The sequence below is a fragment of the Actinomadura madurae genome (assembly GCF_047130825.1).
Taxonomy (GTDB): Bacteria; Actinomycetota; Actinomycetes; order Streptosporangiales; family Streptosporangiaceae; genus Spirillospora; species Spirillospora madurae.
The window spans coordinates 5,482,705-5,504,188 of record NZ_CP083237.1 but is presented as its reverse complement, the minus strand read 5'-3'; the positions used below and the strand labels follow the sequence as shown (position 1 = coordinate 5,504,188).

The following is a 21,484-nucleotide window of genomic DNA, read 5'->3' as shown; positions in this document are numbered from 1 at the left end:
GGAGCGGAGCTGGCAGGGACCGGCCTCGGTGGGGGACCTTCGCCCCTGTCCGCCGGGGTGGCGCGGACGTAAGGGTGGGGAACGTGACGACGACGACCGCACTGGACCCGCCGTACCAGCGGACCGCCGCCGAGGTCGCGCACGACCTGGGCACCGGCCTCGACCAGGGGCTCGGCTCCGGGGAGGCCGCCGCGCGGCTGGTCCGGCACGGGCCCAACGTCCTCCCGGCGGCGCGGCGCCGCGGCCCGGTGCTGCGGTTCGCCTTGCAGTTCCACAGCCCGCTCATCTACGTGCTGCTGGTCTCCGCGGTCATCACCGCCGTCCTCGGCGAGCACGTCGACGCCTCGGTGATCCTGGGCGTGGTGATCGTCAACGCGATCGTCGGGTTCGTCCAGGAGGCGCGGGCCGAGCGGGCGCTGACGGCGCTCGCCGCGCTGACCCGGACCGTCGCCACGGCCGTCCGGGACGGGCGGCCCGCCCGCGTGCCGTCGGACGACCTCGTCCCCGGGGACGTGGTGGTGCTGGAGGCAGGCGACAAGATCCCCGCGGACCTGCGCCTGGTCCGGGTCGCCGAGCTGAAGGTGGACGAGTCGGCGCTGACCGGCGAGTCCGCCCCGGTCACCAAGGCGCCCGATCCCCTGATGAGGGAGGCCGCGCTGGCCGATCGCCGCAACATGGCCTATTCCGGGACGTTCGCCACCTACGGCACGGGGACCGGCATCGTCACCGCCACCGGCGCGGACACCGAGATCGGCCTGGTGCACCGGCTGGTCGACCAGGCGACCGCCGTCCAGACGCCGCTGACGCGCAAGCTCGCCCACTTCAGCCGGGTGGTGACCGTCGTGATCCTCGGGCTCGCGGCGGTCACCTTCGGTGTCGGCGTGCTGCGCGGCGAGCCCGCCGCGGACATGCTGACCGCCGCGGTGGCCCTCGCGGTCGGCGCCATCCCCGAGGGGCTCCCGGCACTCGTGACGATCACGCTGGCGTTCGGGGTGGCCCGCATGGTGCGGCGCAACGCCATCGTCCGGCATCTCCCGGCGGTGGAGACGCTCGGCAGCGTCACCGTGATCTGCACGGACAAGACCGGGACGCTGACCCGCAACCAGATGACCGTCACCGGCATCGCCGCGGCGGGCCGCCTGTACGAGGTGACGGGCACCGGCTACGCGCCGGACGGCGAGATCGTCCCGGCCGCCGACCCGGTGGCGCGCGAGTGCCTGCTGGCCGGGCTGGCCTGCAACGACGCCCAGATCACCCCCGACGGGGACGGCGTGGTGGGCGATCCCACCGAGGGCGCCCTGGTCGTCGGCGCGGCCAAGGCGGGCATCGTCGAGGCACCCGAGCGGCTGGACACGATCCCGTTCAGCTCCGAACGCCAGTACATGGCCACCCTGCACCCGGAAGGCACCGTCTACGTCAAGGGCTCCCTGGAACGGGTGCTCGCCATGTGCGACACCCAGCTCGCCTCTGACGGCGAGCCCGAACCCCTCGACCCGGACGGCATCACCCGGATCGCCCACGCCTACGGTGACCAGGCCCTGCGCGTCCTCGCCTTCGCCCGCGCCCGCGTCGACCCCGCGGCCGGCCGGCTCGCCGGCCTGCCCCGGCTCGTCTTCCTGGGGTTGCAGGCCATGCACGACCCGCCCCGGGAGGAGGCGGCGCGCGCCGTGCACGCGTGCCTGACCGCCGGCGTCCAGGTCAAGATGATCACCGGCGACCATGCCGCCACCGCCCGCGCCATCGGCGAGCGGATCGGACTGGACGGCCGGGCCATGACAGGGGCCGACCTCGCCGCCTGCCCCGACGGCGAGCTGCCCGGCGCGGTCGAGGAGACGGCCGTGTTCGCCCGCGTCTCCCCGGAGCAGAAGCTCCGCCTCGTCCGGGCCCTGCAGAGCCGCTCGCACGTCATCGCCATGACCGGGGACGGCGTCAACGACGCACCGGCCCTCAAGCAGGCCGACATCGGCGTGGCGATGGGCCGCGGCGGCACCGAGGTCGCCAAGGAGTCGGCCGACATCGTCCTCACCGACGACGACTTCGCCTCCATCCGGGCCGCCGTCGAGGAGGGCCGCGGCGTCTTCGACAACCTGGTCAAGTTCATCGTGTGGGCGCTGCCCGCCAACATCGGCCTCGGCCTCGTGCTGATGGCGGCGATCCTCGGCGGCGGCGAGCTGCCGATCCTGCCCGTCCAGGTGCTGTGGCTGAACATGACCGCCGTGCTGGTGCTCGGCCTCCCGTTCGCCGTGGAGCCCCGCGACGACGACATCATGCGCCGCCCGCCCCGCGACCCGGGGCTCCCGCTCGTCACCCGCGCCCTCGGCGCCCGCATCCTCCTGGTCTCGGTGATCCTGCTCGCCGGCGCCTTCGGCCTCTTCCACTGGGAACAGGCCCATGGCGCCTCCCTCGGCGAGGCCCGCACCATCGTGGTGAACGTCTTCGCGGCGACGCTGCTGGCCTACCTGTTCAACTGCCTGTCACTCGACCGGCCCCTGCTGTGGCGCGGCGTCCGCCGCAACCCCTGGGTCGGCGCGGGCGCCGTCGCCCTCGTGGCCGTCCAGGCCCTCTACACCTACGCGCCCTTCATGAACGACGTCTTCCGCTCGGCCCCGCTGTCCGCCTCGGCCTGGGCCCGGATCGCCGCCACGGCCGCCCTCACCTACCTCCTCGTGGAGCTCGCCAAGTGGACGTCCCGCCGGCAGGCGGTCAGAAGGTGATGGCGACCTTGCCCCGGGCGTGGCCGCGCTCGATGTAGCGCAGCGCGTCGGGGATCTCGGCGAACGGGTAGGTCCGGTCGATGACGGGGGCGACCTGTTCGTTCTCCATCAGCCCGGCCAGGAACCGGAGGTCCGCGGAGTTCGGCTTCCAGCTGACGGTGGCGATGCGCTGGCTGACGAAGGGGGAGGTCAGGGCGCCGCGGACCACCTGCGCCGCCGGGCCGAGCAGCCCGCCGCGGCGGCTGGCGATGCCGCCCACGATCACGAGCGTCCCGCCGGGGGTGAGGACGCGCCGCAGCGCCGCCAGCGACCTGTTGCCGACGATGTCCATGACCAGGTCGTACCGTTCGTCTCGTCGCAGGACGTCCTCACGGGAGTAGTCGACGACGTCGTCCGCGCCGAGGGAACGGACGAGCTCGACGTTCCGGGTGCTGCACACGCCGGTGACCTCGGCGCCGAACGTCTTGGCGAGCTGGACGGCGAACGTCCCGATGCCCCCCGACGCGCCGATGATGAGGACCCGCTGCCCGGCGGAGATCTTGCCCACGTCCCGCAGCCCCTGTAGCGCCGTGTGCCCGGCCATCGACACCGACGCCGCCTGCTCGAAGGTGAGCCGGCCGGGCTTGACGGCCAGCCTGTCCTGCGGGACGGCGACCGTCTCGGCGAACGAGCCCAGCCGGACCTCCCCGAAGACCTCGTCGCCGGGACGGAGGCCCGTCACATCGTCGCCGACCCGCTCGACGACCCCGGCGAGGTCGGCGCCGGCGACCAGGCCCGGTCTCGGACGCCGCAGGCCGATGCTGAGCCGCACGAGGTTCGGGTCCGCCCCCACGTGGCGCCAGTCGTAGGGATTGACGGAGGCGGCCCGTACCCGCACGAGCACTTCGTCGGGGGCGATGGCGGGCTCGTCGACGTCCTTCAGGGTCAGCACGTCGGGCGGTCCGTAACGGTCCCAGCTCCAGGCCTTCATGGCGCCTTCCTTTCGCGTCATACGTCGTAAGGTTGTCATACGCCGTAAGGCTATCGTACGGCGTAAGGGAGTCAAGAGGCGTGACGGAAATGGGCTCGGTCGGTAACGGAAAGTCAGTGGCCGGCGATGCGGCGCCGTTCGAGCCCGTCCAGGATCAGGTCGAGGGCGAACTCGAACTCGAACTGGTCGTCGCAGAAGCCGAGGGTGCCGTCCGGATCGTCGTGAATCGCGTCCGCGAGCATCCCGACGATGTTCGGGAACCGCTCCGCCATCTGCTCCATCATCGCGGCGGCCGCGTCGTTCGCGGTCTGGGCGCCGTCCGGCTGGAACAGCTCCTGGGTGAAGCCGAGCGCGCGGCTGCCGAGGACGTGCAGCGCACGATGTGCCAGGTCGAACGAGAACCCGCCCGCCCGGAGGATGCCGACGACGTCGTCGAGGTAGGCGATGACGGCCGGGCCGGCGTTCTCGCGCGACTCAAGGACCTGCGGAGCCCAGCGGTGGCGTAGCAGGACCTCCCGCGCGGCGAGGATCCGCGCGCGCAGCGCCGCCCGCCAATCCTCCTCCGGCTCCGGCGCCTCGACCTCGTCCACCGCCACCGTGATCTCCGCGAGGATCACCTCGACGAGCCCGTCGAACACGGCCTCCTTGTTGGCGACGTGGTGGTACAGCGACATCGCCTCGACCCCGACCTCCTGCGCGAGCCGGCGCATGGTGAGCGCGTCGAGGCCCTCGCGGTCGGCGAGCCCCGCGGCGGCGCGGAGCACCCGCCTCCGGCTCAGCGGGATGCGGGGCTGCTCGGTCAGCTCGTCGGCGTCGGTCCGTGGGGTCATGGATCCTCCCGCCGCACTCTACCCGTACAAGGTAAGTCAGGACCGGCGGCGGAGCCGGTACCACTGCGGTGACGTCCTGTTCATAGGCCAGCCCAGCCCCGCGGTGTCCGCCGCTTGGACGTCGAGCAGCTCCCACTCCGGCAACGCGGCCTCGACCTCGGCCTGGGACACTCCGCCGATGCGGGAACGCAGCCGTGTGGGCCCGAAGGCGAGCATCAGCAAGGTCGCGTCCGGATTGGCCAGCTCGGAAACACCCCGCCCTTCGGCCCGCTGCCGTCCGGTGTCCAACCCTTGGAAACAGCCGATATCAAGGAAGAAGTCGAACATCCCGAGCCCTGCCGATGAAAGCTCCGTCACGTCCCCGACGACGTAACTGACGCCCTCACCTCCCTTGCGCTCGGCCGCTTCGATCGCGGCGGGCACGTAGTCGACCCCCACCGCCTCCCACCCCCGGCGTCCCAGTTCGGGGGTGAACTGCCCGCGCCCGCAGCCGAGGTCGAGCGCCCGCCCGAGCGGCCGGGACCGCTCGTTCTCCTCCCGGTCCAGCAGAGCGGCGATGCTCTCACCCGCCGCCTCCCCGTACCGCTCCCAAGGCGTAACGCCAAACCGATACATACGCCCGTAGTTCGCCACAACCCGACCATCTCACGCCTCTCGACTCCTCGCTTTCCGGGGTCGGCGACCAAAGCGCCTGGTCGCCCGGGTGGTGCTTGAGTGGTGGATGGGGGCGCTGTTAGCTTCACCCGGTGGACGACAGGCGTGCACAGGAGGAGGCCGTCGCGGACTTCGCGGAGGCCCTGCGGGAGTTGCGAAAATCGGTCGGAAACCCGCCATTCCGGGAGATGTCCGGACGGTCTGGGGCAATCTCGCACACGACGCTGCATGAAGCCACGAAAGGGAACAGGCTCCCGAGTTGGGGGACCACGGCCGAGTTCGTCAAGGCGTGCGGTGCTGATCCCGCCGAGTACCGCGAACGCTGGGAGAGCGCGAACCGGGTGGTCGGCTCGGCGGGCGCCGGGAAGGTCGCGACCGCTGCGGGTGCCGTCGAGGGTCGTGCCGTGCACATCGACATCGGGGCGGACGGCGAGGTGCCTCGTGCCGGTGGGGCGCCGGAGGGGCGGGGACGGTTCCGGCCGAGCCGCCCGGTCGCGCTCGCGTTGGCGACGGCGGCCGTCGGCATGGGGACGGCGATCGTGATCGTGGTCGCCGTCGATCGCGACTCCCGGGCCGGCGGGGACGGGCTGAAGCCGTCCGGCAGCCTGGCGAAGGCCACGCTGTCCCCGGCCGACTGCCCGGTACGCGCGTCCAACCCGCCGGCGGCCCCGCCCCGGCACCGGGGCGATGCGGCCACGTTCATCGCGGACATCACGCTTCCCGACTGCACGCGCGTCGGTACCGGTAAGGCCGTGACGAAGGTGTGGCGGCTCAAGAACTCCGGGAAGGTGCCGTGGGAGGGGTACTCGCTGCGCCGCATCGACGTCCCGCAGCGGGCCGACCAGTGCCAGACCATCTCGGACGTGCCGATCGACGACACGAGGCCCGGGAAGATGGTCGACATCCGGACCGACATCACCACGCCGCGGAAACCGGGCCTGTGCTACGTGCGGTTCAAGATGGTGGACGCCTCGGGGAAGGTCGCGTTCCCGGGAAGCCGTCCGGTCAATTTCCAGATCATCGTGCAATGACACGGGTTCCCCGCCGTGGAGGGCACGGCGGGGAACCATGGTCGGGCGGGAATCAGGAGAGGGTGATCCCGCTGTAGTAGGCCTTCAGGATCCTGGAGTGACTCCAGCCCGCGTTGGCCTTGTCGCGCGAGCCGTACTGCGACATCCAGTCCCCGGTGACCCAGCCGCCGCACGCCGTCGTCGTCGCGCAGTAGTGGGCCTCAAGGATCTTTCCGCCGCGGGTCATCCGGGTGCCCCACGTCGCGTCCACCGCGGCGCTCGTCGACGCCGTCGCCGAGCCGGGCTTGTAGACCTGGCTGGAGGTGTTGTCGTAGACGTCGAAGCACTGGCCGCCGGGCGTCTTGCGCGTCGAGTGCAGCGCCCAGTACCAGCCGTAGCTCTTGACGGCCACCGCCCCGGCCCGGAGCGACTCCCGAGGCCAGCTCGGGACCCACTCGTTGGGCAGGACGTTCTTGACGTAGGTCTTGAACGACACCCGGTCCACGCGGTTGAGCGACACCCGGTACACCAGGATCGTCGTGGGCAGTTTGCTGTTCGTGCCGTCGGTCTTGCACCCGGTGGAGCTCAGGAACTGGTGCGAGGCGTTCTGGTTCTTCAGGCTGGAGTTGAGGTTGCCCTTGGCGCCGGCCTTGAAGTCCTGGTGCTTACCGCCGTAGTTGCTGTTGAAGTGGACGCGGACGGTCTTGCCGCTGCGGTTCCAGACCGAGGCGGCGGCGTTCTTGATGCACTTGCCTTTGCCGTTGCCGGCGCCTTTGAAGTCGTAGCAGGAGGGTTGTGCGGTGCCGTAGTCGGCGACCGAGCCGGTGAAGTCGGAGACCGAACCCTTGTTGCCGCTGTTGAAGTAGTAGCAGAACTCGCCGCTCTCGCAGACGCCGTTGCGGCTCGCCGCCGAGGCGGACGCCGCAGGGACGAGGACCGCCCCGCCGAGTGCCATCGCGGCGGCCCCCGCCGTAAGCCGCGATATCAGCCGCGCGTTTCGTGTCGACACAGTTGCCTTCCTCTTCTGTCAGTGGCCGCGGGGCGCCCTAGCGGACGTTGTAGCCCTGGGAGTTCCAGAACGAGGTCGGGTTCGGGTTGTCCAGGTGCGGGTCGTTGACACTCTTGGCCGCGTGCGTCTGCCTGCCGAGCCGCATCTCGACGTGGGTGTGCGCGGCCGAGCTGGACGACACCCCGCGCCACGACTCGTCGGCGATGACCTGGCCGCGCTTGATCGACTGGCCCACGCTCAGCCCGGACCGCGGCGCGGAGTGCAGGTAGATCACCGTCTTGTTCAGCGAGGAGTTGTAGACGGAGATCGTGGAGAGCCCGCCGCTGCCGGTGTGCCCGCGCGCGATGTAGATGATCTTGCCGGCCACCAGGGCGCGGACGTCGGAGCCGACGCCGCGGGCGATGTCGATGCCCTCGTGCCGTCCGGGGGTGCTGGTGTAGCCGTCGAAGCCGCAGGTGATCCGGCCGCCGCTCGCCGTGTACAGCCCGCGCGACATGTTCGTGCGCGACGACGGCGAGAACTGGTGCGAGGCGTTCTGGTTCTTCAGGCTGGAGTTGAGGTTGCCCTTGGCGCCGGCCTTGAAGTCCTGGTGCTTACCGCCGTAGTTGCTGTTGAAGTGGACGCGGACGGTCTTGCCGCTGCGGTTCCAGACCGAGGCGGCGGCGTTCTTGATGCACTTGCCTTTGCCGTTGCCGGCGCCTTTGAAGTCGTAGCAGGAGGGTTGTGCGGTGCCGTAGTCGGCGACCGAGCCGGTGAAGTCGGAGACCGAGCCCTTGTTGCCGCTGTTGAAGTAGTAGCAGAACTCGCCGCTCTCGCAGACGCCGTTGCGGGCCGCCGCCGAGGCGGGCGATGCGAGGGCGGCCGCCGCCCCGCCGAGCGCGATGGCGGCGGTCGTCGCGGTGAAGATCTTGGTGAGCGTGCTCATGACGTTTCTCCTCCGGTGAGTGGGCCTGGATGTCGGATGGGTCAGCGGGTCCGGTACTCCTCCCAGGTGCGGGTGGTCACGTTCGGGCCGTCGTCCGGGCCGCGGTTCGCGAGCCCGTTCAGGCCGAGGTAGTAGTCGCCGGTCTGGTGCTGGGCCGGGCCGGACAGGTCGGTGTCGTTGATGGCGGCGGCGTGGATGTGCCACGGCCAGTCGCCCTGGTCGGGGCTGCGCACCCACGCGGCGAAGCCGACGCGGCGCAGCGCGCGGGCGGCGGCGGTGCGGGTGGCGGCGCTCATCCCCTGGACCGAGATGTCGACGACGCCGCCGCCGTCGTGGGTGCCCGCGGACGTGGGGTCGCCGCCGGGGTTGTAGGACCCCTGGTCCAGCACGAGGTCGCGGCCGAGCAGCCGCTTCGCCTCGGCGAGCATGCTCCGCGTGCGGGTGTTGACGACGACGCCGCCGGTGGTCACCCGGGCGCCCGGCTCGATGAGGTGGGTGACGGTGAAGCGGCCGGCTCCGAGCCTGGTCAGCGACGTCTTGCCCGGCAGCCCGTTGGCGGCCAGGCCGGTGTAGCCGAGCGACTTCTGGTACTTGGCGTAGGCGGTGACCGTGGTGGTGCCGAAGTAGCCGTCCACCCACTTGGCGGCCAGCAGCTTCCGGTCGCGCAGCGCCCGCTCGACGAGCAGCACGCTGGCCTTGGCGCCCGGGGTCAGCGTGTCGTCGGCACGCCGCGGATCGATCTGGGCCGCCTTGACGGTGGCCTCCATGTTCACTTTCGGGAGGGCCGCGGCGCCGGCCACCTGGGCCGCCGACGTCCCGGACGCCGCGGTGAGGGAGGCGAGCAGGGCGGCCGCCGCGATGCCGGCGACATATGAGGGCAGCTTCATCTGATCTCCTGACGGCGGAAGCTTGGGAGCTGGGAGCTGGGAGCCGGGCGGTGACGCCCTCGGCGGGATTCCACGGTCATGGATCACCCGCGTGTCCACAAGAAGATCGTTGTTGTCAGCTTGTTCGCCAGGCACTCCGTACAGGCGGACGCGTCATCTGACAGCCGCGGGAGGCCTCGCGAGGTGCGCCTTCGCCGGGGAAGCGGCCGTGGCATCGGGAGGGGAGGCGCCCTGTAAGGCGACGGCTCCGGACGCCTATGCCCGTTGCGCTGAACTCCGCCCGGGTTCGCGCCATCGTAGTGACGTGATCACACATCTTGATCACGGTCGGGTGGCGGAGGTGGAGGCGGACGTGGACGCGATGCCGGATCGGCTGGAGCCCGGGGACCCCCAGCAGATCGGCGAGTTCTGGCTGTCGGGCCGGCTCGGGGCCGGCGGCCAGGGAGTGGTGTACGACGCCTACGGCCCGGACGGCGGCCGGGTCGCGATCAAGGTGCTGCACGGGGCGGAGGACTCACCCGGGGAACTGGAGCGGATGGCGGCGGAGGCGCGGGCCGCGCAGCGGGTCGCCTCCTTCTGCACCGCCAGGATCCTCCAGGTGCGGCTGGAGCCGCCGCGGCCGTTCATCGTCAGCGAGTACATCGACGGGCAGAGCCTCCAGGCCGCCGTCGCGGGCACGGGCGGGCGGCCGGGGCGCCGGTTCGGCGGGGACGACCTGCACCGCCTCGGCATCGGGATCATCACGGCGCTGACGACCATCCACCAGGCCAGGGTGGTGCACCGCGACCTCAAGCCCGGCAACGTGATGCTGGGGCCCGACGGCCCCCGGCTGATCGATTTCGGCATCGCGCGGGTGCTGGACACCCACTCGGCCACCGGCAGCGGGTTCGCCGGCACGCTGCGGTACATGGCGCCGGAGGTGTACGCGGGGCAGCGCGCCGGGGCCGAGGCCGACGTGTTCGCCTGGGGAGCGATCATGGTGTTCGCGGCGACCGGCGAGCACGCCTTCGGGGGCGGCACGCTGCCCGAGATCGCCCACCGGATCCGCACCCACGACCCCGACCTGACCGCGCTGCCGGACGCGCTGCGCCCCCTGGTGGCGTCGGCGCTGGCCAAGGACCCGCTGGCGCGGCCGTCCGCGCGGGCGATCCTGGCGGCGCTGACCCGGGACCCGAACGAGGGCGCCGACGATCTGGACGGCCTGGTCGCCGCGGGGGTGGCGCAGGCGGGGCCGCACACCCGGTGGGAGCCGGGCGACCCGGCGCTCGGCAAGGTCGCCGAGGACGCCTACACCGCCCTGCCGCCGCGCGAGCGGGACCTCGTCCCCGAGGTGTTCCTGCGGTGCGTGGTGCCCGGGGAGGACGGAAGCCTGGCCACCCGTCCCGTGCCGGTCGCGGAGCTGGCCGACCGGCAGGAGCAAGGCGAGTCCCAGGCGATGGAGCGCGTGGTGCGGGCCTTCCATCCGCTGCTGGTGGTGACCGGCGGGCAGGTCGTCCTGGCGCGCCCGGCGTTGCTGCGGGCCTGGCCGAGGCTGCGGGACTGGGTCGAGGACGAGCGCGCCGGGCTCGCGGCGCACCATCGCCTCCGCCAGGCCGCCCGCACCTGGGACGACCACGGGCGGCGCCGCGGCGACGTGCTGACCGGCGCCCGCCTCGACGAGGCCGTGCACTGGGCGACCGCCGGCCGCCGCCAGTCCCTCAACCGGCTGGAGCGCGGGCTGCTCGACGCCAGCACCCGCGCCCAGACCGCGCGTGCGCGCCGCGTCCGCGCCGTCGCCGTCGCGATGGCGGTGACCACGGTGCTGTCGCTGGCGGCCACTGGCTGGGCGGTCAAGGCGCAGCGGACCACGGTCCAGCAGCGCGACATCGCGGCCGCGCGGCAGCTGGCCGCGCTGAGCGGCCAGTTCGGCGCCGCCGCGCCGGACAAGGCGGCCCTGCTGGCCGTCGCGGCGCAGAGCATCCGCGAGACCCCAGAGAGCCGCGCCGCGCTGCTGACCCTCGTCACCAAGCCGGCCCGCGGCGTGCTGAGCGGGTACAAGGGCGATCCCGTCGCGGTCGCGGCCGACCGCGGCGGGCGGCTGCTCGCGATCGGCAACGCGGACGGCACGGTCGCGCTGTGGGACGTCCGGGCGCACCGCCAGGTGGGCGGTTTCCTGCGGTTGCTGACCCCGTCCAGCGGCAGCCTCCCCCTGTCGGTGGCGGTGAGCCCCGACGGCCGGACGCTGGCCGCGGCGGCGTCCGAGGTGACCGACACGCCACGCGGCGAGGAGGTGAAGCGCGCCGTGCGGCTCTGGGACGTCCGCACCCGCCGGCCGCTCGGCGACCTGCCCGTCACCGCCCGGCCGAACTCGCTGGTCTTCACTCCCGATGGGAAGAGCGTTGCCGTCGACGACGGCGAAGGCGTCGCGCTCTGGGACGTGCGAACACTGAGCCGCCGCGGTCCCGGCGTCCCCCACTCGACGAACAACAACCCCGACGGTTTCACGGTCATCGCCCCCGGCGCCGCGACCGTGGCCACGGGCACGGTCGTGGGCGGCCCAGGCCCGACCACTCTGCGGGTGTGGGATCTGAACACCGGCCGGCCCAGGAAGTCCTTCCCGGTGAAGGGCACGGCGGTGGCGCTGAGCCCGGACGGGCGGACCGTCGTCACCCGGGAGACCCGGGACCCCGATCAGGGTGAGGGCTTCGACGTGTACCTGTGGGACACCCAGACAGGCCGGCAGCGGGGCGGGCGCATCCCCCTGCCCAGCGGTGGCGAGGTGGGACCGTTCAGCCCGGACGGGCGGGTCGTGGTGATCGGCACGCAGCTGTGGGAGGCGGGCGGCACGCACGTCGGCACGATCGCGACGGACGTCGGCGGCCTGCTGGGGGTCGCGGCGTTCGCCGGTGAGAGCACCGTGGTCTCCCTGGACGGGGACGGCTCCAGGAAGACCGTCCGGCTGTGGGACGTCACCGTCCATCAGCCCGACCACCGTCCCTTCGCCGCCGGGCGTCGCATCGGCATTCCTCCGGGCGACGAGGGGCCGCAGGTGCAGGGAGCCAGCCCGGACGGGCGGACCCTGATCACCTACGACAGCGAATCGGGCGGCTCCTTCCGGGTCTGGGACGTCGCGACCGGGAAGGAGAAGGCGCCCGCCGTTCCGATGCCGGCCGACACGGCGGGGTCGACGGGGGTGTCGCGGGTCGTGGTCGCTCCCGACGGGAAGACCTTCGCCACCGGCAACGACTACGGCCAGGTCAGGATCTGGGACCCGGGGGCGCGCCGGTGGTTCGGCACCGATGGCGCGCACGCCGGCAGTGTCAGCGCGATGGCGTTCAGCCCCGACGGCCGGTTCCTCGCGACCGGGGGCGGCGTCCAGAGCCAGGGGACCGAGACGTCGGTCGACGGCAAGGTGCACCTGTGGGACATGAAGAAGCACGCCCTGGTCACGAAGGAGCCGCTCATCGCCACCGGTTCGGGCGAGAGCGACGGGGTGACGGCACTGGCGTTCAGCCCCGATGGCAAGACCCTCGCCGTCGGCGTCGACCAGACGGCCCAGCTCTGGGACGTCTCCGGGCGGAAACAGCGCGGACGGCCGATCAGCGGGCTCACCACCGAGGTCAACGCGCTGGCCTTCGGTCCCGGCAACACGACCCTGGCCATCGGCACCACCAGGACGGCCGTGCTGTGGAACGTCCGCGATCGGCGGCAGGTCGGCACCCCGCTCACCGGGCACACGGGCAGGGTGACGTCGCTCGCGTTCAGCCCGGACGGCGGCACTCTGGCCACCGGCGGCGACGACGAGGTCGTCAAGCTGTGGGACACCGCCGGGCAGAGCCAGATCGGCGCGCCCCTCGCCGGCCACACGGGCCCGGTGACCGCCCTGGCCTTCGGCCGGGACGCGGCCTCGCTGACCACCGGCGACAACGCCGCCACCGTGCGGCGGTGGAACATCGCCATGCCCGCGAACCCCGCGGCGACCGCGTGCGCCATCGCGGGACGCACCCTCACCCGCGCCGAGTGGGCGCAGTACGTCCCGCCCGGGATCGGCTACCGGGACGTCTGCGGGACGGCGTGATCGCCGCCGGCGGGGGCGTCAGGGGGTGTCGCGCCAGGAGCCGCCGGTCTCGCGTTCGAACGCGGTGCGGGTGGTGACGGTGTCGTAGAAGATCCGCAGGGTCGTGATCAGGCCGTCGCCGTCGAGTTCGAGCATGTCGACGCATTCGAAGCCGGCCGGGGTGCCCGAGGGCAGCGTCCAGTCGAAGCGGAACCAGACGCCGACGAGGCGCTCGCCCTCGGTGGCTCCGCGCAGGTGCAGCTCCGCCGAGCCGGTGTCGGCGAGCAGCCTCGGATAGAACTCCGCGGCGGGCGACGGCCCGTACAGCGGGGAGTGGACGACCGCGTCGGGGTGGAAGAGCGCCAGGATCTCGTCCAGGTCGCCGCGCTCCAGGGCGCCGAGGTAGGCCCTGGCCAGCGTGCGGCCGGTCATGAGCGCTGCTCGATCAGGACGGCCAGGCCGTCGAGGAGGCGGTCCAGGCCGAAGGCGCGGGCGTTGTCGTCCAGGCACGGGGTGGGGCCGCTCAGCGCGTCGCTGAGCTCGGGGAACAGGTCGGCGTGGCCGCGGATCAGTTCGGCCATCTCGCTGCCGCCCGACCATGCCTGGGTGCCGGCGGTGGCCACCGACTGGGTGTTGCGGACGTGGCCGAACAGCAGGAAGGCGGCCGCCAGCCGTTCGTCGCCGGTGAGTCCGGTTCCGGCCAGCGCGGCGACCGCGGTCTCGGTCCAGCCGGTCTCGCAGGGGCCCATGACGCGGGTGCCGACGGTGACGTTGGGCAGCCACGGGTGCCGCCGCCACACCTCGGCGAGCTGCCGGGCGAACTCCTCCATCTTGGCCCGCCAGCCGCCGGAGACCCCGTCGAGGTCGGGCGGCTCGCCCGCCGCCGTGTCGATCATGAGGCTGAGCAGCTCGGACTTGCCGGCGACGTGGCGGTAGAGCGACATCTTGGTGAAGCCGAGGTCGCCGGCGATGCGCTGCATGGAGACCGCGTCGATGCCGTCGGTGTCGGCGATCGCGATCGCGGTGTCGACGATCGCGGACACCGACAGCGGCATGCGCGGCTTCTTCTCCGGCTCGTCGCGGAGATCCCAGAGCGCGTTCATTTCACCGTTCCCCTTGTCAATCCGGCCTCGATGTGTCTAGCTTACATCAAGTGTCCGGTGGACACACAGCGTCCACCGGATATCCCCTCCTCCGTGAAAGGCAAGGTCAGACCATGACGACGACCGACGTCACCACCGGCGGCCTCGGCTCCGCCTCCACTTCCGTGACCGGCTCCGCGAACCCGGCCCGCGGCGTCCCGATGTGGCGCACCGCCCTGGTCGCCTGCGTGGGGGCCGCCGTCGCCACCACCGTCATCGCCGCCGTCGCGCGGGGCGCGGGCGTGGCGCTGGAGATCGAGGGCGAGCCGATCCCGCTGATGGGCTTCACCCAGCTGACGCTGCTGTTCAGCGCGATCGGGGTGCTGCTGGCGGTGGCGCTGCGCCGCTGGGCCGCCGCGCCCAAGCGCACCTTCCTGGCCGTCACCGGCGTGCTCCTCGCGCTGTCGATCGTGCCCGACCTGCTCATCTCGGCCACGACCGGAACGAGGCTCACCCTCATCGCCACCCACCTGGTGGCCGCCGCGATCGTCATCCCGCTCGTCGCCGGCCGCCTGCCCGGCCGCACCCGCTAGCGATCCGCGGGGCGGCTCCGCGCCCTCCCCGTCGGCCCCCGGCCGGCGCGGAGGGCCGCCGCCGTTTCCGGAACTGACCGGGTGGTCATTCGTTGGACGGGTGATGCCCGGCCGGGGCGGTGCCTGTGAGACTGGGCGTTCCGTGACAGGAGGGGACGATGGTCGCAGCGTCCACGCCGGAGGGGTTCCCGGTGGCGACCTCCGCGCCGGGGGTCGTGCTCACGCCCGGACCGGCCGAGCATGCCGTCGAACGGATGGTCGCCGGGCTGCGGGAGGCGTTCGCCGGGGAGTACGGCACGCATCTCGCCGCACCGCCCGTGCTGGACGCGGCCGTTGCGGAGCGCACCGGGTACGCGGCGTCCTTCGCGCACCTGCTCGGCACCGTGGGAGGGGCCGCGGACACGGGTCTCGTCCTGGCGCCGGCCGCCTGCCATCACGTGTACCCGCTCTTCGAGGGGCGGACGCTGGACGCGCCGGCCGGGGTCGGCGTGCTCGGCCACTGCTTCCGCAGCGAGGCCACCGCCGAGCCGGGTCGGCTGCGCTCCTTCCGCATGTACGAGGTGGTCCGGCTGGGCGGCTCCCCGGAGGAGTGCCGGGCCTGGCGCGACCGCGTCCTCGCGGTGGCGGGCCGCTGGCTCGGCGACCTGGGCATCACCGCGACGGCCCGGCCCGCCAACGATCCGTTCTTCGGACGCGGCGGCAGGCTGCTCGCGTCGGCCCAGCGCGACCAGGACCTCAAGTGGGAGCTGGCCGCGCCCGTCGGTGAGGACGTCGCCCAGGCGGTCGTGTCAGCGAACTACCACAAGGACCATTTCGGTGAGGCGTTCGGGATCGTCGCCCCGGACGGGAGCCCGGTGCACACGGCGTGCGTCGGCTTCGGGCTGGAGCGGCTGCTGCTCGCCCTGGGCCACGCGCACGGCGACCCGCGTCACGCCATGGACCAGCGCGAGACCGAGGCCGGCGACGCGGCGAAGAACTCCCCGGCGAACGCCGCCGCGGCGGCCCCGCTCGGCCGGCCCGCGCGCTCGCCCGCGGCACCCGGGAGCTCGGACGCGGCGGCGGAGAGGAAGGCGTCGACGTCGGAGTCCGTGAGGGCCGCGGAGGGCATGAAGCGCTGGCCGTAGCCGATGACGAAGCCGCGGTCCCGGACGCGCCGGAAGAAGGCGCGGCCCTGCCCGGGGTCGGCGAACACCACGTCGAACATCGTGGGATGCGAGAGCGCCCACGCCTCGACCGAGTGCTTGAGGAACAGCTCGTTCAGGCCGTCCATGAGCGCCGCGCCGATCCGGCCCATCCGCGCGACGGCGTCGGCGGACGCGTCCAGGGTCGCGAGGGCGGCGGCGTAGGGCGTGGTCTCCCGCTGGTAGGTGTTGCCGAGGTGGGTGCGGGCGGCGGCGGCCATCACGCCGGCCCGGCCCGCGACCGCCGACAGCGCGAAGCCGTTGGCGAGGCCCTTGCTGACCGTGAGGAGGTCCGGCGCGACGCCCGCGGCGGCGGAGTAGCCGCCCCAGGCGTACCGGAACCCGGTCATCACCTCGTCCACGATCAGCAGGGCGCCGTGGTCGCGGGTGAGGCGCGCCAGCTCGCGCAGGTACTCCGGCGGGAAGAAGTTGACCTCGGGGGTGACGATGACCGCGGCGACGGGGCCGCGGCGGCGGGCGAGCCGGTCCAGCTCGTCGAGGTCGTAGCCGAAGTCGGCGGTGTCGGGGTCGCGGTCGGGCAGCGCCATCGCGGGCCGGTACTGGAGCTGCCAGTCGTGCCAGCCGTGGTAGCCGCTGGTCAGCACGGTCCGGGCGGCGGTGTGGAGGCGCGCGACGCGGACGGCGGCCGTGGTCGCGCACGAGCCGGTGCGGAAGAACTCGGCGGTCTCGGCGGCGGGCACGATCCGGGCCAGCCGCCCGGCCACCTCCGCCCGCAGCGCCGAGGCCGGCTCGGGTACGACGCCTCCGGTGCGGCGCAGCTCGGCGACCACCCGGTCCAGGACGGGTTCGTACCCGGCGCCGAGCGGGGCGGCGCCGCTGCAGGAGGTCAGGTCGATGTGGCGGGCGCCGGACGCGTCCCACGCGTGGGCGCCGAGCGCCCGGTCCCAGCGGATCTCAGCGGCTGCGGTCATGACGTGCTCCTCCCGAGGGGGACTGCGGTGGCGGCGCCCGCGGTCAGGCCGGCGACGATGCGGCGGGAGATCCGGACGGCGTTCGCCAGGATGGTCAACGTCGGGTTGACGCCGCCCGGGTAGGGGAAGAACCCGCCGTCCACGACGTAGACGTTCTCCAGGTCGTGCATGCGGCCGTCCCGGTCGACCACCGAGCCGGCCGGGTCGTCGCCCGCCCGGCACCCGCCGTGCAGGTGCCGGCTGCCGTGCTGGTAACGGCTCGCCTCGAAGGCGACGTCGGTGGCGCCCGCCGAGCGCAGCAGCCGGGCGGCCCGGTCCGCCAGGTGGCCGAGCCGCGCCCGGTCGACCGGGTGGGTCGCGTAGTCCATGATCAGCTTCGGCACGCCCAGCGGGGTCGGCTCCCTGCCGAGCCGGACGCGGTTGCGCCACATCGGCTGGTCCGCGGCGTGGTAGTGCAGGCGCAGGGGGAGCCGTCCGGCGCGCGGGGCGCGGTCCTCGGGGCTCGCCTCGTACAGGACGCCGCCGAGGCCGGTGGGGCTGGCGTCGTCGAGGTAGTGATCGGTGAAGGCGACCGTCGAGAACGGTCCGGCCGTCGGCCCGGCCGGAGCCCGGGCGGACGGGACGGTCGCGTTCGCGTAGCCGCTGACCTTGAAGCAGAGCCCGCGGCCGACCATGTCGTACCGGTTGCCGAGCCCGTCCGGCGACCACCGGTTCCCCGAGCGCAGCAGCAGCGCCGCGGACTGCACCGCGTTGGCCGCCAGCACCACGATCCGGGCGCGGGTCACGTGCCGGCGCATCGCGCGCAGGTCCAGCCATTCGACGTGGTCGGCCCGGTCGAAGCGGCCGGCGCCGATGCGCAGCGCCTTGCTCCGGGTCGCGACGGTCAGCGTCCCGCCGCGCGCGGCGGTCCGCAGCAGGGTCTCGGCGACGTCGGCCTTGGCGCCGACGGGGCAGGCGTACTCGTTGCAGGGGCCGCAGTGCACGCAGGCGGGGCGCCCCCGGTACGGGACGGAGTTGATCAACAGCGGTGTCGGGAACGGGCGCAGGCCGAGCGCGGTGCCCGCCTCCGCGAGGACGGCGCCCTGGGCGCTGAACGGGTGGGGCGGCATCCGGGGCGGGGCGGCCGGGGGTTCCAGCGGGTCGGCACCGTCGGCGCGGGCGATGCCGAACAGGGCCTCGATCTCGTCGTAGCCGGGGCGCAGGTCGCCGTATCCGATCGGCCATCGGGGGTCGAGCGCGTCCGCGGCGACATGCCCGCGGGCGTCGAAATCGACCTCCCGGAAGCGGAAGCCGATTCCGGCGAACAACCGCATGCCGCCGCCCAGCGCGCGGGCCGACCACGGTTTTCCGAGCGGGCGGAATGTGCCGTCGCGTCCCGGGACGAGCGCCGTCTCCCAGTCGGGTTCAACGGCTTTGAGACCGGCTCCGCCGTCGATTCGGCCGCCCTCCTCCAGAAGGAGCACGCGCAGCCCGCGACGGCTCAGGAGGTGGGCGGCGACGGCACCGCTCGCACCGCCGCCGACAATGCAGACATCGGTATCAAGATAAGGGCTGGAACGGCTCCCCAAGAGATCTCACCCCGGATTCCGAGCGACTCTCGCCAACGCGGTCCGCCGGCGGTCACACTATCGCCGGATCCGCTTTTCGGGTTTGGCGCGGCGCGGGTCCGGCGTTTTTCCGCCGGGTATTCCCCGCCGCATGCGGACGCGTTCCGCCGCGCCTTCCCGATGCGTCGGGCGAGGGTCAGCGAGGAGGAATCGATGGCAGCGGTGACATGGCGGTCGTGCCGATTCTCCGGCGCCGGTGCCGCGATCGGGCCGGCGACCTGCGGGCAGAAGGGGCTGTGGCTGGACATCGCCGCCAAGGACCACCGGACCGCGTTCTTCAACCCGTCCAAGGAGGTCGAGGTCCCCGCCGGGCTGTCGGTCGGCGACCTGCTGGCGAGCCTGCGGACGCTGGTCGTCCGCCACCAGTCCCTGCGGACCGTCCTGTACCGCGACGGGGACGGCGCGCTGACGCAGGAGGTGCGGGCGGACGGCGCGATCGACGTGCCGCTGGTGGAGATCGGCGACGACGCCGCGGCCCTCTGGGACGCCGTGGCCGACCACCGGCGGGACGTGGAGCGGCGACCGTTCGATCTGGCCGCCGACCTGCCGCTGCGCCCGGCGGTCTTCCTGTCCGGCGGGAAGCCGGTGGCGGTGCTGCTGTGCACCGCGCACACCGCGGCGGACGGCACCGGGGTCGGCAATCTCGCCGCCGACTACGGCCGGCTGCTGGCGGCGCGCACCGGCGGCGACGGCGCCCTGCCCCCGGCGCGGCAGCCGCTGGAGCAGGCGCGGTACGAGCGCTCCGCGCGGGGACGGCGGCGGCTGTCCAAGGCGCTGCGCCACTGGCGGACCGTGCTGGAGACCGCGCCGCGCACCATGTTCCCCACGGAGCCGGACGGGCCGCCCCGGTACCACGCGGGGACGCTGTACTCGCGCGCGGTCGGGCCGGCGCTGAACGCCGCGGCGCGTCGGTACGCGGTGAGCGGCAGCACCGTGCTCCTCGCCGCGACCGCGGCGGCGCTCGGCCGGCACACCGGCATGCCGCGCTGCCCCGTCCAGCTGATCTCGGCCAACCGGTTCGCCGACGCCGAGGTGAACGCCGTGGCCTGCATGATCCAGGGCACCCCGGCCGTGATCGACCTGGACCGCCCGCGCTTCCGGGACGTCGTGGAGGACGCGTGGGAGGCCGCGATCCGCGCCCTGCGCCATGGCGTCTACGACCGGGACCGGCTGCCGGGGATCATCGCGTCCGCGCAGCGCCGCCGCGGAGTGGCCCTGGACCTGTCGTGCTTCTTCAACGACATGCGCGCCCGCACCGAACCCGATGCCGCGCTGGCGGCGGCCACCGACGCGGCCGCGCTGGCGGAGGCCGCACGGGACACCCGCTTCCGCGTGGAGGACGCGGTCGAGCAGGAGAAGTTCGCCCTCTACGCCGAGAACGCCTCCACCTATGAGGACGAGACGGACGAGCTCGTCGAGCTGGTGCGGCTCACGGTGCACGCCGACGCGCGCTTCGTGGACCCCGGCGAGCTGCGCGCCCTGCTGTCCGGCATCGAGAACCTGCTGGTCCAGGCGGCCTGCCGGGAGGTGCGGATGGACGAGATCGGCGAGGTCACCGGGATCGCGCCACCCGTCCGGACGGGACGGTGGGTCCTGCACGACGGCTGCTGGGTGGACCTCGACGCGGTGGAGCGGATGCTGCGGGAGGCGGTGGACGTGACGGACGTGCGGGTCGAGGCGGGACGGGCACCGGACGGCACCGAGGAGATCGTCGCGCGGCTCCGGCCGCGGGCGGGCGGGCTCACGGCCGAGGACGTGCGCGCCGCGTGCCTGCGGGCGCTGCCCGGCCGGCAGACCGCCGTCGTGCCCGGTCGGTTCGTCCTGGAGGGCGGGGCGTGAGCGGCGGCCGGGGCGTGGCCGCGGAGGTGGCGGAGTTCCTGGAGACGCTGCGGCTGATCCCGGACGCGGCCAGGGATTTCGAGGTGCCGTGGGAGCGGGCGGCGGAGACGTATCTGCTGCCCGATGACGTCCTGAAGGCGATGGCCGCCGCCGGGCTGGCGGCGGACCGCCCGGACGGCGGTGACGGTCCCTGCTTCGACCATTTCGACCTGCTCAACGTGTCCCTTGAACTGCGGGTCGCGAACGTCTGGACGTACGGCCCCGACGCCTGGGGCCGCGGGCTGCGGGCCTCGAAGTCCCGGTCGCCGGCGCGGGTGGAGGTCGAGCCGATCCCGGAATGCTCCGGGGTCGAGCACGAGGGCGGGGAATGCTCGCTGAGGGTGCGCTTCCCCGACGGGTGGCGCCCTTACGACCCGGATTCCCCGCCCGCCCTGCGCAGCGAGATCCGGACGTCGTGGCCGGCGCCCGGCGCCGGGACCGCCGCGCTGCTGGAGGAGTTCGGCCGGCTGCGGTTCGTCCGCCTTCCGGCGCTGGTCGGGAACGATCCGGCGTTCATCCGCCGTACCGGGATCGCCGACTGCAACGGGGCGGCGCGGCTCATGGCGGAGGAGGGGGAGAGGCGCGGGCTGAAATGCCGGCTCGCGCAGGGCGTCATCCTTTCCCCGCCGTTCTCCATCGCGCACTTCTGGACGGAAGTTGAAACGGACGGCCGGTGGGTCCCCTACGATCCGCTGATCGTGAAAGCGATGCTGCGCTGGGGAATCCTTGACGCCGGTGAATGGGATATCTACCGTTCGACGGGCGCGATTCTGGTTCGGCTCGCCGACGGACCCGGCGGCCCGCTCGCCCTCGACCACGGCGAACCCGTCGGCCTTTCGTTCGCCACCCGGCTCAGCTGACCGAGAACGGCTCCCGCGGACAACGAAAGAGGCGTTGGAATGGATGAAGTGACGACGGCGGTGGCGGACCGGCTGCGCGAGGTGTTCCGGCGGTGCGACGTCCCGCCGCGCGGGCTCGCCGGGGCCGGGCCGGACACCGACCTGTGGGATCTGGGCATGGACTCGTTCGCCACGATCAAGGTCATGGTGGCGATCGAGGAGGAGTTCGCGATCGAGTTCCCCGACACCATGCTCACGCGCGAGACCTTCCGCACGCTCGGGTCGATCACCGCGGCGCTGGAGACCCTGCTCGGCGCCGGGGACCGGGTCTGAGCCG

At 73.2% G+C, this 21,484-nt stretch carries 17 protein-coding genes; 7 read left to right on the top strand and 10 right to left on the bottom strand.

Features of this window, described 5'->3' with window-relative positions:
- Positions 1–83: 83 nt before the first annotated feature.
- The gene (locus K8Z49_RS24835; RefSeq protein ID WP_412515349.1) at positions 84–2,714 is read left to right on the top strand and encodes a cation-translocating P-type ATPase; all 2,631 of its coding nucleotides are present in this window, start codon (positions 84–86) and stop codon (positions 2,712–2,714) included.
- Here the strand turns inward: K8Z49_RS24835 and K8Z49_RS24830 are convergent.
- The 3 genes from K8Z49_RS24830 to K8Z49_RS24820 form a co-directional block, all read right to left on the bottom strand.
- Entirely contained in the window at positions 2,704–3,705 is a 1,002-nt protein-coding gene (locus K8Z49_RS24830; RefSeq protein ID WP_412515348.1) for an NAD(P)-dependent alcohol dehydrogenase, read from the bottom strand. The genes K8Z49_RS24835 and K8Z49_RS24830 overlap by 11 nt on opposite strands.
- A gap of 92 nt (positions 3,706–3,797) precedes the next feature.
- Positions 3,798–4,514 (bottom strand): TetR/AcrR family transcriptional regulator, encoded by a 717-nt coding sequence (locus tag K8Z49_RS24825; protein ID WP_177287882.1) that lies wholly within the window; start codon positions 4,512–4,514, stop codon positions 3,798–3,800.
- A 36-nt stretch (positions 4,515–4,550) separates the two neighbouring features.
- The gene (locus K8Z49_RS24820) at positions 4,551–5,129 is read right to left on the bottom strand and encodes a methyltransferase domain-containing protein (protein ID WP_412515347.1); all 579 of its coding nucleotides are present in this window, start codon (positions 5,127–5,129) and stop codon (positions 4,551–4,553) included.
- 131 nt (positions 5,130–5,260) lie between these two features.
- Here K8Z49_RS24820 and K8Z49_RS24815 point away from each other — a divergent pair, with 131 nt between their 5' ends.
- The gene (locus K8Z49_RS24815; RefSeq protein WP_111830587.1) at positions 5,261–6,199 is read left to right on the top strand and encodes an NBR1-Ig-like domain-containing protein; all 939 of its coding nucleotides are present in this window, start codon (positions 5,261–5,263) and stop codon (positions 6,197–6,199) included.
- 52 nt (positions 6,200–6,251) lie between these two features.
- Here the strand turns inward: K8Z49_RS24815 and K8Z49_RS24810 are convergent, their stop codons facing one another.
- Genes K8Z49_RS24810 through K8Z49_RS24800 form a run of 3 tightly spaced genes read right to left on the bottom strand, consistent with a single transcriptional unit; the run spans position 6,252 to position 8,999 of the window.
- A complete protein-coding gene (locus K8Z49_RS24810; protein WP_412515346.1) occupies positions 6,252–7,187 on the bottom strand; it encodes a SpoIID/LytB domain-containing protein in 936 nt (311 codons plus the stop codon).
- A gap of 37 nt (positions 7,188–7,224) precedes the next feature.
- Positions 7,225–8,112, bottom strand: coding sequence for a peptidase inhibitor family I36 protein (locus K8Z49_RS24805; RefSeq protein ID WP_412515345.1), 888 nt, complete (start codon positions 8,110–8,112; stop codon positions 7,225–7,227).
- Between the two features lie 41 nt (positions 8,113–8,153).
- Positions 8,154–8,999, bottom strand: a complete 846-nt coding sequence (locus K8Z49_RS24800; protein WP_412515344.1) for a peptidoglycan-binding protein — start codon at positions 8,997–8,999, stop codon at positions 8,154–8,156.
- A gap of 304 nt (positions 9,000–9,303) precedes the next feature.
- Here K8Z49_RS24800 and K8Z49_RS24795 point away from each other — a divergent pair, with 304 nt between their 5' ends.
- Complete coding sequence (locus K8Z49_RS24795) at positions 9,304–13,056, top strand: protein kinase domain-containing protein (protein ID WP_412515343.1); 3,753 nt, start codon at positions 9,304–9,306, stop codon at positions 13,054–13,056.
- Positions 13,057–13,074: 18 nt separating this feature from the next.
- Here the strand turns inward: K8Z49_RS24795 and K8Z49_RS24790 are convergent, their stop codons facing one another.
- Both K8Z49_RS24790 and K8Z49_RS24785 read right to left on the bottom strand, forming a co-directional pair.
- Positions 13,075–13,467, bottom strand: a complete 393-nt coding sequence (locus K8Z49_RS24790; protein ID WP_021596539.1) for a nuclear transport factor 2 family protein — start codon at positions 13,465–13,467, stop codon at positions 13,075–13,077.
- Positions 13,464–14,138: a TetR/AcrR family transcriptional regulator gene (locus K8Z49_RS24785; RefSeq protein WP_021596540.1), complete on the bottom strand. Its 675-nt coding sequence runs from the start codon at positions 14,136–14,138 to the stop codon at positions 13,464–13,466. Before K8Z49_RS24785 ends, K8Z49_RS24790 begins: the two co-directional genes overlap by 4 nt.
- Positions 14,139–14,251: 113 nt before the next feature.
- Here K8Z49_RS24785 and K8Z49_RS24780 point away from each other — a divergent pair, with 113 nt between their 5' ends.
- Positions 14,252–14,710, top strand: a complete 459-nt coding sequence (locus K8Z49_RS24780) for a DUF6069 family protein (protein WP_052357381.1) — start codon at positions 14,252–14,254, stop codon at positions 14,708–14,710.
- Positions 14,711–15,638: 928 nt separating this feature from the next.
- Here K8Z49_RS24780 and K8Z49_RS24775 read toward each other — a convergent pair.
- Both K8Z49_RS24775 and K8Z49_RS24770 read right to left on the bottom strand, forming a co-directional pair.
- Positions 15,639–16,823 (bottom strand): aminotransferase class III-fold pyridoxal phosphate-dependent enzyme, encoded by a 1,185-nt coding sequence (locus tag K8Z49_RS24775; protein WP_021599143.1) that lies wholly within the window; start codon positions 16,821–16,823, stop codon positions 15,639–15,641.
- Positions 16,820–18,391: an FAD-dependent oxidoreductase gene (locus K8Z49_RS24770; protein ID WP_412515342.1), complete on the bottom strand. Its 1,572-nt coding sequence runs from the start codon at positions 18,389–18,391 to the stop codon at positions 16,820–16,822. The genes K8Z49_RS24775 and K8Z49_RS24770 overlap by 4 nt, the downstream gene beginning before the upstream one ends.
- Positions 18,392–18,583: 192 nt before the next feature.
- Here K8Z49_RS24770 and K8Z49_RS24765 point away from each other — a divergent pair, with 192 nt between their 5' ends.
- From K8Z49_RS24765 to K8Z49_RS24755, 3 genes are read left to right on the top strand one after another with little or no spacing between them, the layout of a single operon-like run.
- Positions 18,584–20,269 (top strand): condensation domain-containing protein, encoded by a 1,686-nt coding sequence (locus K8Z49_RS24765; RefSeq protein WP_181663181.1) that lies wholly within the window; start codon positions 18,584–18,586, stop codon positions 20,267–20,269.
- Positions 20,266–21,168, top strand: coding sequence for a transglutaminase domain-containing protein (locus K8Z49_RS24760; RefSeq protein ID WP_412515341.1), 903 nt, complete (start codon positions 20,266–20,268; stop codon positions 21,166–21,168). Before K8Z49_RS24765 ends, K8Z49_RS24760 begins: the two co-directional genes overlap by 4 nt.
- 39 nt (positions 21,169–21,207) lie before the next feature.
- Positions 21,208–21,480 carry a phosphopantetheine-binding protein gene (locus K8Z49_RS24755; RefSeq protein ID WP_021599147.1) on the top strand — a complete coding sequence of 91 codons (273 nt, stop codon included), beginning with the start codon at positions 21,208–21,210 and terminating at the stop codon, positions 21,478–21,480.
- Positions 21,481–21,484 lie beyond the last annotated feature (4 nt).

Excerpts from the sequence above, each read along its gene's own strand:
- K8Z49_RS24765 (WP_181663181.1), top strand. The coding sequence starts at position 18,584 with ATGGCAGCGGTGACATGGCGGTCGTGCCGATTCTCCGGCGCCGGTGCC.
- K8Z49_RS24830 (WP_412515348.1), bottom strand. The coding sequence starts at position 3,705 with ATGACGCGAAAGGAAGGCGCCATGAAGGCCTGGAGCTGGGACCGTTAC.
- K8Z49_RS24755 (WP_021599147.1), top strand. The coding sequence starts at position 21,208 with ATGGATGAAGTGACGACGGCGGTGGCGGACCGGCTGCGCGAGGTGTTC.
- K8Z49_RS24780 (WP_052357381.1), top strand. The coding sequence starts at position 14,252 with ATGACGACGACCGACGTCACCACCGGCGGCCTCGGCTCCGCCTCCACT.
- K8Z49_RS24785 (WP_021596540.1), bottom strand. The coding sequence starts at position 14,138 with ATGAACGCGCTCTGGGATCTCCGCGACGAGCCGGAGAAGAAGCCGCGC.
- K8Z49_RS24820 (WP_412515347.1), bottom strand. The coding sequence starts at position 5,129 with ATGTATCGGTTTGGCGTTACGCCTTGGGAGCGGTACGGGGAGGCGGCG.
- K8Z49_RS24800 (WP_412515344.1), bottom strand. The coding sequence starts at position 8,999 with ATGAAGCTGCCCTCATATGTCGCCGGCATCGCGGCGGCCGCCCTGCTC.
- K8Z49_RS24790 (WP_021596539.1), bottom strand. The coding sequence starts at position 13,467 with ATGACCGGCCGCACGCTGGCCAGGGCCTACCTCGGCGCCCTGGAGCGC.
- K8Z49_RS24775 (WP_021599143.1), bottom strand. The coding sequence starts at position 16,823 with ATGACCGCAGCCGCTGAGATCCGCTGGGACCGGGCGCTCGGCGCCCAC.
- K8Z49_RS24825 (WP_177287882.1), bottom strand. The coding sequence starts at position 4,514 with ATGACCCCACGGACCGACGCCGACGAGCTGACCGAGCAGCCCCGCATC.
- K8Z49_RS24805 (WP_412515345.1), bottom strand. The coding sequence starts at position 8,112 with ATGAGCACGCTCACCAAGATCTTCACCGCGACGACCGCCGCCATCGCG.